Source organism: Salinarimonas ramus, from assembly GCF_014645695.1.
Lineage (GTDB): Bacteria > Pseudomonadota > Alphaproteobacteria > Rhizobiales > Beijerinckiaceae > Salinarimonas > Salinarimonas ramus.
The window spans coordinates 68123-79956 of record NZ_BMMF01000010.1; the positions used below are offsets into that span (position 1 = coordinate 68123).

16 protein-coding genes and 1 tRNA gene are annotated in these 11834 nt (G+C 70.1%); 5 read left to right on the top strand and 12 right to left on the bottom strand.

The window, feature by feature from the left end; genetic code table 11:
- Positions 1 to 9: 9 nt before the first annotated feature.
- The 6 genes from rplJ to IEX89_RS16525 all read right to left on the bottom strand — a co-directional run bounded on the left by rplJ (position 10) and on the right by IEX89_RS16525 (position 4707).
- Positions 10 to 528, bottom strand: coding sequence for a 50S ribosomal protein L10 (gene rplJ, locus IEX89_RS16500; protein WP_188914351.1), 519 nt, complete (start codon positions 526 to 528; stop codon positions 10 to 12).
- A gap of 595 nt (positions 529 to 1123) precedes the next feature.
- Positions 1124 to 1819 (bottom strand): 50S ribosomal protein L1, encoded by a 696-nt coding sequence (gene rplA / locus IEX89_RS16505; RefSeq protein WP_188914352.1) that lies wholly within the window; start codon positions 1817 to 1819, stop codon positions 1124 to 1126.
- Positions 1820 to 1829: 10 nt separating this feature from the next.
- Positions 1830 to 2261 (bottom strand): 50S ribosomal protein L11, encoded by a 432-nt coding sequence (gene rplK, locus IEX89_RS16510; RefSeq protein ID WP_188914353.1) that lies wholly within the window; start codon positions 2259 to 2261, stop codon positions 1830 to 1832.
- 165 nt (positions 2262 to 2426) lie between these two features.
- Positions 2427 to 2960 (bottom strand): transcription termination/antitermination protein NusG, encoded by a 534-nt coding sequence (gene nusG, locus IEX89_RS16515; RefSeq protein ID WP_188914354.1) that lies wholly within the window; start codon positions 2958 to 2960, stop codon positions 2427 to 2429.
- A gap of 14 nt (positions 2961 to 2974) precedes the next feature.
- Positions 2975 to 3178, bottom strand: coding sequence for a preprotein translocase subunit SecE (secE, locus tag IEX89_RS16520; protein ID WP_188914355.1), 204 nt, complete (start codon positions 3176 to 3178; stop codon positions 2975 to 2977).
- A gap of 242 nt (positions 3179 to 3420) precedes the next feature.
- Positions 3421 to 4707 carry an APC family permease gene (locus IEX89_RS16525; RefSeq protein ID WP_188914356.1) on the bottom strand — a complete coding sequence of 429 codons (1287 nt, stop codon included), beginning with the start codon at positions 4705 to 4707 and terminating at the stop codon, positions 3421 to 3423.
- Between the two features lie 143 nt (positions 4708 to 4850).
- Here IEX89_RS16525 and IEX89_RS16530 point away from each other — a divergent pair, with 143 nt between their 5' ends.
- Positions 4851 to 5294 (top strand): Lrp/AsnC family transcriptional regulator, encoded by a 444-nt coding sequence (locus IEX89_RS16530; RefSeq protein ID WP_188914357.1) that lies wholly within the window; start codon positions 4851 to 4853, stop codon positions 5292 to 5294.
- A gap of 77 nt (positions 5295 to 5371) precedes the next feature.
- Here the strand turns inward: IEX89_RS16530 and IEX89_RS16535 are convergent.
- The 5 genes from IEX89_RS16535 to IEX89_RS16555 all read right to left on the bottom strand — a co-directional run bounded on the left by IEX89_RS16535 (position 5372) and on the right by IEX89_RS16555 (position 8821).
- Positions 5372 to 5448: transfer RNA gene (locus IEX89_RS16535), tRNA-Trp, on the bottom strand.
- 140 nt (positions 5449 to 5588) lie between these two features.
- Entirely contained in the window at positions 5589 to 6779 is a 1191-nt protein-coding gene (gene tuf / locus IEX89_RS16540; protein ID WP_188910160.1) for an elongation factor Tu, read from the bottom strand.
- 135 nt (positions 6780 to 6914) lie between these two features.
- On the bottom strand, positions 6915 to 7370 hold the full coding sequence (locus IEX89_RS16545) for a PRC-barrel domain-containing protein (RefSeq protein ID WP_188914358.1): 456 nt from the start codon (positions 7368 to 7370) through the stop codon (positions 6915 to 6917).
- Positions 7371 to 7454: 84 nt separating this feature from the next.
- Positions 7455 to 8324: a patatin-like phospholipase family protein gene (locus IEX89_RS16550; RefSeq protein WP_188914359.1), complete on the bottom strand. Its 870-nt coding sequence runs from the start codon at positions 8322 to 8324 to the stop codon at positions 7455 to 7457.
- A 20-nt stretch (positions 8325 to 8344) separates the two neighbouring features.
- Positions 8345 to 8821, bottom strand: coding sequence for a MarR family winged helix-turn-helix transcriptional regulator (locus IEX89_RS16555; RefSeq protein WP_188914492.1), 477 nt, complete (start codon positions 8819 to 8821; stop codon positions 8345 to 8347).
- Positions 8822 to 9102: 281 nt separating this feature from the next.
- Here IEX89_RS16555 and rpsF point away from each other — a divergent pair, with 281 nt between their 5' ends.
- The 4 genes from rpsF (at position 9103) to rplI (ending at position 11526) form a co-directional block, all read left to right on the top strand.
- Positions 9103 to 9570, top strand: coding sequence for a 30S ribosomal protein S6 (rpsF, locus tag IEX89_RS16560; protein ID WP_188914360.1), 468 nt, complete (start codon positions 9103 to 9105; stop codon positions 9568 to 9570).
- A gap of 2 nt (positions 9571 to 9572) precedes the next feature.
- Positions 9573 to 9818 carry a 30S ribosomal protein S18 gene (gene rpsR / locus IEX89_RS16565; protein WP_188914361.1) on the top strand — a complete coding sequence of 82 codons (246 nt, stop codon included), beginning with the start codon at positions 9573 to 9575 and terminating at the stop codon, positions 9816 to 9818.
- A gap of 134 nt (positions 9819 to 9952) precedes the next feature.
- Entirely contained in the window at positions 9953 to 10915 is a 963-nt protein-coding gene (locus IEX89_RS16570; protein ID WP_188914362.1) for a DUF2232 domain-containing protein, read from the top strand.
- A gap of 5 nt (positions 10916 to 10920) precedes the next feature.
- Positions 10921 to 11526, top strand: a complete 606-nt coding sequence (gene rplI / locus IEX89_RS16575) for a 50S ribosomal protein L9 (protein WP_188914363.1) — start codon at positions 10921 to 10923, stop codon at positions 11524 to 11526.
- A gap of 66 nt (positions 11527 to 11592) precedes the next feature.
- Here rplI and IEX89_RS16580 read toward each other — a convergent pair whose 3' ends face one another.
- On the bottom strand, positions 11593 to 11781 hold the full coding sequence (locus IEX89_RS16580) for a DUF3008 family protein (RefSeq protein WP_188914364.1): 189 nt from the start codon (positions 11779 to 11781) through the stop codon (positions 11593 to 11595).
- Between the last annotated feature and the right edge of the window lie 53 nt (positions 11782 to 11834).

The window sequence follows — 11834 nt, forward strand, 5'->3', positions numbered from 1 at the left end:
GGGACGGCGTCAAGCCGCTTCCTCGGACTTGGCATAGGCCCCGAACACGCGCGCGAGCTTGGCGGCGGGCGCGGTCGACAGCTGGGCGATCTTGGTAGCCGGGGCCTGGATCAGGCCGATCAGCGTACCGCGCAGCTCGTCGAGGGACGGCATCGTGGCGAGTGCCTTGACACCATCCGCGTTGAGGGCCGTGGCGCCCATCGCTCCGCCCAGGATGACCAGCTTGTCGTTGGTCTTGGCGAAGTCGACGGCCGCCTTCGGAGCCGCGACGGGATCGTCCGAATACGCCAGCAGGGTCGGGCCCTGCAGGAGATTCGAGATCGACGCGACCTCCGTGCCTTCGAGAGCGATCTTGGCGATGCGGTTCTTCGCGACCTTGACGGTGGCGCCGGCCTGCTTCATCTGCGCGCGCAGCTTCTGCATGTCGGCGACCGACAGGCCCGAATAGTGGGCGACGACGACGACCGACGTGCCGTTGAACACGTCGTTCAGCGTGGTCGCGAGCTCGCGCTTGGCTGCTCTGTCCACTGGGCTCTCTCCGGTTGGCAGGAACCCTTTCGGGCCCGGCCGGTTGCGAATAGCCGCCCATCGTCTCCGGCTCGCCGGGGCCGATGGAACGGCGCTCTGGCTAAGCCCTGCCCCCCTTCGGCAACCGCCTCCGGGCGATGGTTCGAACCTTCTCGCCGCGGCGGCGACCGTGTCCGGCCGACGTCGCGGAAAATCCGGTCTTCCCCGTCTATGCCGGCGCTCGATGATCGAGCTTCAAGCCCTCGCGGGCACCTGCAGTCTCGGACAGGACGGGTCGACGGACCTCTTCGGACACCCTCGCGGGGCTTCGGAAATCGATCGACCGTCTCCCGCCCGGTCTCCCGGGCGGAAACGCGCGACCAGGGTTCCGCTTCGAGCGGCACCCGGATCTTCGTGGAATTGCGCGGACCGCCTCCTTAACGCGTCGCGCCGCCGATGCCAAGGGGAAATCTCGATCGAAAGTCAAGCGGGTTTTTACCGGCCCGCCGGCACCGTCCCGATCGTGGAGTTTCCCCCGGACTCGACGCGAACGGCCGGGCACGAGGCCCGGCCGCCACGACGCGCGCGAGAAGCACGCGCGAACCGTGGATCGGCGTCAGCTCGTGACCGACGAGACGTCGAGCTTGAGGCCCGGGCCCATCGTCGAGGAGATCGCGACCGCCTGGACGTAGGTGCCCTTGGCGCCCGCGGGCTTGGCCTTGATCACGGCGTCCGCGAACGCCTTGATGTTCTCCGCGAGCTTGCCCGACTCGAACGACAGCTTGCCGACGCCGCCGTGGATGATGCCGGCCTTCTCGACGCGGAACTCGACCGCGCCGCCCTTGGCCGCCTCGACCGCGCTCTTCACGTCCATCGTGACCGTGCCGACCTTGGGGTTCGGCATCAGGCCGCGCGGGCCGAGCACCTTACCCAGGCGCCCCACGAGGGGCATCATGTCGGGGGTCGCGATGCAGCGATCGAAGTCGATCGTGCCGCCCTGGATCTGCGCGACCAGCTCCTCGGCGCCGACGATGTCGGCACCGGCGGCCGTCGCCTCGTCGGCCTTGGCGCCGCGCGCGAAGACCGCGACGCGGACCGTGCGGCCCGAGCCGTTGGGCAGGTTGCAGACGCCGCGGACCATCTGGTCGGCGTGACGCGGGTCGACGCCGAGATTCATGGCGACCTCGACGGTCTCGTCGAACTTCACCTTGGAGCGCTCCTTGAGGAGCGCGATCGCCTCGTCGAGACCATAGGTCTTGACGGGATCGATGCCCTCGCGGGCGGAGCGGATGCGCTTACCAGCCTTGGCCATGTCGTCCTCCTCAGCCCACGACCTCGAGGCCCATCGAACGGGCCGAGCCCTCGATCATGGCGGCGGCCGCCTCGATCGAATCGCAATTGAGATCCACCATCTTCTTCTCGGCGATCTCGCGCACCTGGGCGGCCGTGACCTTGCCCACGAAGCCGCTCTTGCCCGGGGCCGTCGAGCCCTTCTGCACGCCCGACGCCTTCTTCAGCCAGAAGGTGACCGGCGGCTGCTTCATCTCGAAGGTGAAGGAGCGATCCTGATACGCGGTGATGATCACCGGGATCGGGGTGCCCTTCTCCATCTGCGCGGTGCGCGCGTTGAAGGCCTTGCAGAATTCCATGATGTTGAGGCCGCGCTGGCCGAGCGCGGGGCCGATGGGCGGGGAGGGATTGGCCGCCCCCGCCGGGACTTGGAGCTTGATGTAGCCCGTGATCTTCTTCGCCATGAGACTGCGTCCGTAGCGTCCGCCGCCGGCTGCCGACCGGGGCGGAGGGTTGCAGGGCGCGGTACGGCCGCATGGTGCCCGGATGGCGTCCGGGCCGGCCTCCCGCGCAACGTTCGCGCCGGCGCGTCAGCGCGCCGCCGCGTCCGGCCGGGTCGATGTCGGACCTCAGACCTTCTCGACCTGGCCGTATTCCAGCTCCACCGGGGTGGCGCGCCCGAAGATCGACACGGCGACCTTCACACGCGAGCGGCCCTCGTCGACTTCCTCGACGACGCCGTTGAAGGACGCGAACGGTCCGTCGGCGACGCGAACCGTCTCGCCGACCTCGAAGGACACCGAGGGCTTGGGGCGATCGACGCCCTCTGCCACCTGGCCCTTGATCCGCTCCGCCTCGTGGTCCGGGATCGGCATCGGCTTCGCCTTGTCGGCGCCGAGGAAGCCCGTGACCTTGGGGGTGTTCTTGATGAGGTGGTAGACCTCGTCGGTCATCTCGCACTTCACCAGCACGTAGCCGGGGAAGAACTTGCGCTCGGTGTCGACCTTGCGGCCACGGCGCACCTCGGTGACCTTCTCGGTGGGCACCAGGACCTCGTCGAAGAGCTCCTCGAGCCCCCGCTGCTCGGCCTGGTCCTTGAGCGACTGCGCGACCTTGTTCTCGAAGTTCGAGTAGGCGTGCACGATGTACCAGCGCTTGGCCATGATCCGCCCTCCCCTCAGCCGCCGAGACCGAGGACCGCGCCGACGCCCAGGCGCAGCAGCTGGTCCACGACGAGGAAGAAGAGCGAGGCGAGCAGGACCATGACGAAGACCATGCCGGTCGTCACCATCGTCTCCTTGCGCGTCGGCCAGGTCACCTTGGACCCTTCCTGACGCACCTGCTGGAGGAACTCGAACGGTGTGGTCTTGCCCTTGGCCATCTCGATCGCTTCGCTTCACGCCAAATCGCCCTGCCGCCGCCCGTCCGTTCTCACGGTCGTCGGCGAGAGGGCTGGAAACCTGTCGGCTACCGCGGCCGGGGTGCTGCCTGGAATCGGCACCGCCTCGAACCGGAAGCCGTGTAATAGAGATGTGCCGAGGGGAAATCAAGGACCCGCGCCAAGGCGGGCCATCGCGCGGGGACGGACGGCCCCCGCGCGCGAGACTTCTCGGCCGGGTGCAATCACGCCGCCCCTGCCGCCTCCCCGGTACGCCGCCAAACCCGAGCGCCGAGGGCGACGCTCGCGAGGATCGCGAGCGGGAGGAGGAGCATGACCCCGAAGCCGGCGACGAACACGCTGCAGCTCGCGAGCGCCACGAGCGCGAGCCCCTTGCGGAAGGCTCCGCGGCCGAACAGCAGGAGGCAGAGCACGGCACCCATGTAGACCACGACGAAGTTCTGGTTGGCCAGCATCAGCCCGAGCTCGAGCGGCAGCAGCTCCAGTCCCACCGTCGCGATCACCGCGACGTAGATCCCCGCGAGGAGGACGAGGCTGAGCGCCGGCGCCCCGGCGCCGTTGAGCCGGGCGAGCGCGCGGGGGAAGACGCCGTCGCGCGCCATCCCGAAATAGAGCCTGCTCGCAGCGAAGACCCAGGCATTGACGTTGGCGACGACGACGACGGCGATCAGCACGTCCACCACGAGGGCGCCGCGGCCCGACGGGAGCAGAGCGATGAGACCCGCCACGTGGTCGACCGGCAGCCCGGATGCCGCCGCCCCCGATGCGACCGCCGCGAGGAGCACGTACAATCCCGTCACGACGACGAAGGCGATGACGAAGACCGCGACGACCGAGCGCTGAGAGTCTTTCATGTCTTCGCCGCTGAAGCTGAGGTTCTCCCAGCCCAGGAAGGCCCAGAACAGGATCGCGGTCGCCGCCCACAGGCTCGCCCACGAGGTCGGGGCGACCGCGCCGGCGGCGAGATCCGCACCCATGGCCAGCCCGTCCCGCGTGAGGTCGGGGTTCGACGCCACGATGAGCGCCACGAGCGCGACGAGCGCCGCCACGGACAACGCGTTCACGACCGACGACGACCGCACGCCGAGCACGTTCACGAGCGTCGCGACGACGATCACGCCGGCGGCGATGACGTACGTGGCGCCGTCCGGCAGCCCGAGCACCGCCGTGAGGTAGGCGGCGCCCATGATGGTGCCGAGCGGGATGCACAGAGCGAACGTCAGCGCGAGCAGAACCGCCGTCGCCGCCCGCGCGTCCGGCCCCAGCGCCATGCCCACATAGGTCGCGAGGCCGCCCGCGGACCCGGTCGTCCGGGTCAGCTCCATGAAGACGAGCATCAGCGGGACGGAGAGCACGATCGCGATCCCCCAACCCGCGAGCGCGTCGACGGGCGAGGTCGCGGCGATGGCGATCCCGGGCAGGCCGAGGAGGCCGGAGCCGATGATGGTGCTGACCGCGAGCGCGACGGCCATGGGCACGCTCAGCTCGCGACGGAGGGTGGAGGGGGCCATGCGCGTCTCCCGCTCGTCGTGCGGTTCGCCCTCGCGGAGCGCCGCCGAAAGTCGTAAGGTCGGGAGACGATCGTACGTACGACTGTGCCGGTATCGACCGGCAAGACGACGTCCGAGCAGGCATTCTGCAGGGAGGGGACGACGTGGACGATGTCGATCGGCGCCTCGTCGGCGCGCTGCGGGTCAACCCGCGGCGCAAGATCGTCGAGCTCGCGCGCGCCATCGGTCTGTCTCGGACAGCGACGCAGGCGCGGCTCGACCGGCTGATGTCGAGCGGGACGATCGTCGGCTTCGACGTCGTACTCGGTAGCGCTTCGGCGACGGACGGATTGCCGGCCTACGCCCTCGTCGAGTACGGGCGCGGCGCGACGTGCCGGTCGATCGTGCCGGCGATCGCCGCCATACCGGACGTGCGCTTCTGCTGCGCGATGAGCGGCAAGCCGGATCTGCTCGTCGAAATCCTCGCGGCCGACGTGGCGCGTCTCGGCGCGATCGGCGAAGAGATCGAGGCCATTCCCGGCGTGGAGCGGGTGACGACGCATCTGCGGCTCGAGACGCATCTCGACCGCCGCCGAGAGGCGGTCTGAAGCCGCCCGCGCAAACAAAAAACGCGGCACCCGTCCCCGAGCCCGCGCTTCACCTTACCATCGATGTCCCTGCCGCGTGGCAGGAGTGGAGGGACTCGAACCCCCAACCCCCGGTTTTGGAGACCGGTGCTCTGACCAGTTGAGCTACACTCCTACGGCGGATCCGAGGCCCCTCTTGAGGGGCGTCGGTGCCGGGAGGCGATTGCTAGCGCACCGCCTCCCGGAAGGCAATCGGCTTCGTCGGGCGCCCCGCGTTTTTTCGCGGGGCGACCGGAAAGACGAAGCCGGAGGCGATCAGTCCAGGACCGCGGCGACGACGCCGGCGCCCACGGTGCGGCCACCCTCGCGGATGGCGAAGCGCAGCTTCTCCTCCATGGCGATCGGCGCGATCAGCTCGACCTCCATCTGCACGTTGTCGCCCGGCATCACCATCTCGGTGCCCTCGGGCAGCTTGACCATGCCGGTCACGTCCGTCGTGCGGAAGTAGAACTGCGGGCGGTAGTTGTTGAAGAACGGCGTGTGACGACCGCCCTCCTCCTTGGTGAGGATGTACGCCTCGGCCGTGAACTTCTTGTGCGGCTTCACCGAGCCCGGCTTGCAGACCACCTGGCCGCGCTCGACGTCCTCGCGCTTGGTGCCGCGCAGCAGCACGCCGACATTGTCGCCGGCCTGGCCCTGGTCGAGCAGCTTGCGGAACATCTCGACGCCCGTGACGGTCGTCTTGACGGTGTCGCGGATGCCGACGATCTCGACTTCCTCGCCAACCTTCACGATGCCGCGCTCGACGCGACCCGTCACCACCGTGCCGCGGCCCGAGATCGAGAACACGTCCTCGATCGGCATCAGGAACGGCTGGTCGATCGGGCGCTCCGGCGTCGGGATGTACTCGTCCACCGTCTGCATCAGCTTGAGGATCGCCTCCTTGCCGATCTCGGGACGCTTGTCCTCGAGCGCCATCAGAGCCGAGCCCTTGGTGATCGGGATGTCGTCGCCAGGGAACTCGTAGGACGACAGCAGCTCGCGGATCTCGAGCTCGACGAGCTCGAGCAGCTCCTCGTCGTCCACCATGTCCACCTTGTTCATGAACACGACCAGCGCCGGCACGCCCACCTGGCGGGCGAGCAGGATGTGCTCGCGCGTCTGCGGCATCGGGCCGTCCGCCGCCGACACCACCAGGATGCCGCCGTCCATCTGCGCCGCGCCCGTGATCATGTTCTTCACGTAGTCGGCGTGCCCGGGGCAGTCGACGTGCGCGTAGTGGCGGTTCGACGTCTCGTACTCGACGTGAGCCGTCGAGATCGTGATGCCGCGCGCCTTCTCCTCCGGAGCCTTGTCGATCGCGTCGTACGCCGTGAACGTCGCACCGCCCGTCTCGGCCAGAACCTTCGTGATCGCCGCCGTCAGGGACGTCTTGCCGTGATCGACGTGACCGATCGTCCCGATGTTGCAGTGCGGCTTCGTACGCTCGAATTTTGCCTTAGCCATCGCTCTGTTCCTGACGTCGTGCGCTCGTGATGCCCTGCGCACGCGCGCGCTCGCGCGGCCTCGGGCGACGTGGCCGCCCGCTTAGCCGCGTTCGTCGCGCGATTCAAGGGCCTTGTTGGCGCGTCCCCGCGCGGCTCAGTCGGCGGCGCCCGTGGGAAGCGCGTCCTCGAGCTCGCCGAAGGCGTCGTCGGCGCTCAGCTCGGAGAGCGGCTGGTCGAGCGTCGCCTCCGCGGCCTGCGCGTTGCCCGCGAGCTTGATCGCGGCGAAGGGCACCGGCACGCGCCGGCCGTCGGGCGTCTCCACCATGGCGGCGACGAGGCGCCCGCCGGGGATGACGACGAAATTGCGCACCGTCCCGGCGGTCTCGCCGGAGGGGTCCTTCAGCTCCATGCCCAGGAGATCGCGCACGAGGAGCGCGTTCTCGCCCGCATCCGCCAGCGCCGAGGCGGCGTCCGAGATCGAGCCGGTGACGTCCTCGGAGAAGGCCGGCGCGCCTGTCGCGGGCGCGTCCTGCGCCAGCGCCGGCGCGGCGGCGAAAGGCAGGACGAGGGCGAGAGCGAACGGCGCGAGGCGCGAAGTCGTGTTCGGCATGGGGGCCTCCCGGGTGATGTCGAAACCAGGCCGGCCAAAGCGTGGCGCGCCCGCGAGTTCCCGGGAGAGGCTCCTCCGACCGCGTCATGCAGCCCCTGCGGCCGCGCCCTCCCCGCTCCGGACGCTCGCGACGAACGCCTCCCCGTCGGCGCGCCCCAGCGCGTAGGCGGAGGCGATGGCGTCGGGGCGCGTCACGTCGAACTGGCCCACGGCGATCCGCTGCGAGGGCTGCACGTAGGTCCGGTTCGGCACCTGCGGCAGGCGCGCGTAGCGCCGGGTGACGAGGACGAGCGTGCGCCCGCCCCGCGCCTCGACCGCGCTCAGGGGCTCCACCGGCACGTTGTCCACGAGCCCGCCGTCGAGGGCGGGCGCGCCGGCGACGGAGCCGACCGGCATGATCGGCGGGACGCTCGCGCTCGCCAGCAGCGCTGCGACGAGCGCCTCGGGGCTCTCGAGATCGCGCACGCGCACGAAGTCGGGCCTGAAGCCGAGCAGGCGACCGCCGCGGGGATGAACCGGCTTCGCGATCGCCTTCTCGAGCTGGTACACGAGGATGCCGAGCGGGATCGCGAGCGAGAGCGGCAGGCGCCGCGGCGGGCGCGCGACGGCGATCAGCACGTCCGGCATGCCCGGCTCGCGCAGGCGCGTGACGGCGTGCGTGTCGAGCACCTCGCCGAGCATCTCGCGATACATGGCGGCCACGGGGAAGGCCGGGCCGCCGCGGCGCAGGGCGGCGAAGTCGAGGTTCGGCACGCCCTGCGAGCAGCCGTGCACGACCATCTCGCGCACGCTCTCGCCGAAGCCCAGCATGGAATAGCAGGCCGCCCACGCCCCCGCGCTGGCGCCGACGACGAGGGAGGGCGCGAGCCCCAGCGCCGGACCGGCGACGTCGTAGAAGCCGCCCTGCCAATAGCAGCGATTGCCACCGCCCGCGAAGGCGATCGCGTCGTACATGATGCGTCTCCGCTGCGCGCTCAGAGCGTCTCGCGGGCGACGTCGCGCCAGGCCCGCAGGATACGGTCGAGCTCGCCGACGTCCGAATCGGGCAGGCGCCCGAGCGTACGCGCCACGAAGGCGCGCTGGGCGGCGATGCCCTCGGCCGCGCGGGCGCGCCCGTCGCGGGTGAGATGCAGCGCGTGCGAGCGCCGATCCCCCGGGATCGGCCGGCGCTCGACGAGCCCCGCCTCCACCAGCCGGTCGACGAGGCCCGAGACGTTGCCCTTGGTGACGTAGAGGCGCTGCGCCAGCTCGCCCTGGGTGATTCCCTCCCGCTCGGAGAGGGTCGAGACGAGGTCGAATTGCGGGATCGAGAGGCCGATCGCGCGCAGCTCGGCCGCGATGCCGTTCGACAGGCGCTGCTGCAGCCGCACGAAGCGCAGCCACACCCGCACCGCGTCCTGCGTGTCGTTCGCCGGCGGCGCGGGGGTCTCGATCGTGTTCGTCGCGGTCATGCCGGCATTGTAGGAGGGGTGATGGTTCACGTCAAAACCGATATCGTCGCCAAATAGATGCGCGCACGCGCTTGCCATCCTCCCCGCCATCGCGTATGTCCGCAGCCTTCGCGTTCGCTCCGGCCGGGGGCTGAACGGACGGTCGCTCGCGTGTCGAGCGTCGGGGGCTCCGTGCCCCGGCGTCCCGTGTTCCCGCCTTCGAACAATCGCTTTGGGCCTCGCGGCTCGAAGGGCTTGGCGCCGACTGGACGCGCGATTGGAAAGAGAGAGGCCGATAGCCGATGGCGTTGTACGAGCACGTCTTCCTGGCACGTCCCGACGTGACGAGCCAGCAGGTCGAATCGATGGTCGAGACCTTCAAGGGGATCATCGAAGGCAATGGCGGCAAGGTGGAGAAGGTCGAGCCCTGGGGGCTCAAGACGCTCGCCTACCGCATCAAGAAGAGCCGCAAGGCCCACTTCACGCTCCTGAACATCGACGCCCCGCATCCCGCGGTGGCGGAGATGGAGCGTCAGATGCGCCTCTCCGAGGACGTCCTGCGCTTCATGACCATCAAGGTCGAGGCCCTCGATCCCGAGCCCTCCGCCATGATGCAGAAGCGCGACCGCGACGACCGTCGCGACGACCGCCGCGGCGGTGATCGCTTCGGCGACGATCGCGGCCCGCGTGGCGACCGCGATCGTGGCGAGCGCGGCGGCGAGCGCCGTCGGCGCGACGAGGACACGTCGAGCCAGAGCGAGGAGGGCTGATCATGGCTGGTGGTGCTGCCGGGGGCCGTCGCCCCTTCTTCCGTCGTCGCAAGACGTGCCCGTTCTCGGGCGCCAATGCGCCGAAGATCGACTACAAGGACGTCAAGCTGCTCTCGCGCTACGTGTCCGAGCGCGGCAAGATCGTTCCCTCCCGCATCACGGCGGTGTCGGCCAAGAAGCAGCGCGAGCTCGCCCAGGCGATCAAGCGCGCGCGCATCCTCGGCCTGTTGCCCTTCGTGATCAAGTGAGCGCCCGCGCGCTCGCCTGACATCACGAACGAGACCCCTCGCCCGGCGCACGCGCCGGGCGCGTTGGGGCGGCCGGGTCGATGAGCGACCTTCGAGCCGTCCCTAACCTCGCGAGACCGCGACGGGACAGCGACGTGAGCCATTTCATACCGATCGGCATTGGCGCGGGCCTCGTCTCCGCGCTCCTCACCGCCACGGTGACCCAGGGCAGCGCCATCGCGCTCGTCCTGTATCTGCTCGCGCCGATCCCGATCCTCGTCGCCGCCCTGGGATGGGACCACCGCGCCGGCCTCGTCGGCGCCGCCGTCGGCGGCATCGCGCTCTCGATCACGCTCGAGCCCGTCTCCGGCCTCGGCTTCGCCGTGGCGAGCGGCCTGCCCGCCTGGTGGCTCGCCTATCTCGTGCTGCTGGGCCGCGCCGCGCCCGACGGGACCATGGAATGGTACCCGCTCGGGCGGCTCCTCGCCTGGATCGCCGGCGTCGCGGCGCTCACCTTCCTCGCCGCCGCGGCCGTTCCGGACTTCGACTACGCGCTCTACGAGATGCGCGTGCGCGAGGCGACGGACGCGCTCTTCTCGGCGCAGCCCCCTCCCCCGGGCGCCGAGGTCGACGCCGACACGCTCGCCGGAATGGTCGCGAGCCTCGCCCCGGTCTTCGCCGCGCAGGGCTTCACGGTCATCCTCGTCCTCTACGTCTGGCTCGGCGCCAAGATCGTCCAGATCTCCGGCCGGCTCGCCCGGCCCTGGCCGGACGTGCCCTCGACGCTCATGCCGCGCGAGGCGGTCTACGCCTTCCTCGGCGCCGTCGTCGTCGCGAACCTCGCGGGCGGCTTTGTCGGCGTGTTCGCCGGGGCGCTCACGGGCGCCTTCGTGATGGCCTTCGCGCTCCAGGGGCTCGCCGCGATCCACGACGTCAGCCGGGGCCGGCCGGGCCGCGTCTTCCTGCTCTTCGGCACCTACACGCTGATCCTGTTCAGCCAGGGGCTGATCCTCGTCGCGATGCTGCTCTTCGGCATCGCCGATTCCGCTTTCGGCATCAGGCGGCGGTTCTTCTCCGGTCGCCCGCCGACGATCACCAGAAAACCACCCAAGGAGTGAGACCGATGGAAGTCATCCTTCTCGAGCGCGTTCCCAAGCTCGGCCAGATGGGCCAGACCGTCCGTGTGCGCGACGGCTACGCCCGCAACTATCTCCTGCCGCTCGGCAAGGCGCTTCGCGCGACCGGCGCCAACAAGGAGCGCTTCGAGAAGCAGCGCGCCCAGCTCGAGGCCCGCAACCTCGAGCGCCGCAAGGAGGCCGAGGAGGTCAACGAGAAGCTCAACGGGCAGTCCTTCGTGCTCATCCGCTCCGCGGGCGAGTCGGGCGTGCTCTACGGCTCCGTGGCCACCCGCGACCTCGCCGAGGTGATCACCGGCGCCGGCTTCTCGGTCGAGCGCCAGCAGATCCAGCTCTCGCAGCCGATCAAGACGCTCGGCCTGCACCAGGTCGGCATCCTCCTCCATCCGGAGGTCGAGGCCAAGGTGACCGTGAACGTCGCCCGCTCCGCCGACGAGGCCGAGCGCCAGGCGCGCGGCGAGGACGTCTTCACCCGCGAGGAGCTCGATCTCGACGAGCTCGGCCTCGAGGTCGGCGCGGCGCTCGAGGAGTACGATCGCCCCGATCGCCGCGGCTCCGACGAGGATGCCGAGCAGACGGGCGAGGAAGCCTGATCGCGCGCGTCACTCGCGACTTCGAGGGCGGCCTTCGGGCCGCCCTCTTCGTTTCCGCCGGGAGCCTCAGGCCTTCGAGGCGCGCTCGGGCAGCTTCTTGCGGTCGGTGTGCGCCATCTTCTCGAGCTCCGTCTCGCTCATCGATTCGACCATCGACTTCGACGCACCCTTCAGATCGGACTTCTTCGTCTCGCCGCGCTTGGCGGAGAGCGCCGCGCCGGCGGCCATCTGCTGCTTCTTCGACTTGGCGGGCATGACTCGCTCCTTCATCGACGGGCCGCCGCGAAGGCGGCCGATGACGGGGACGG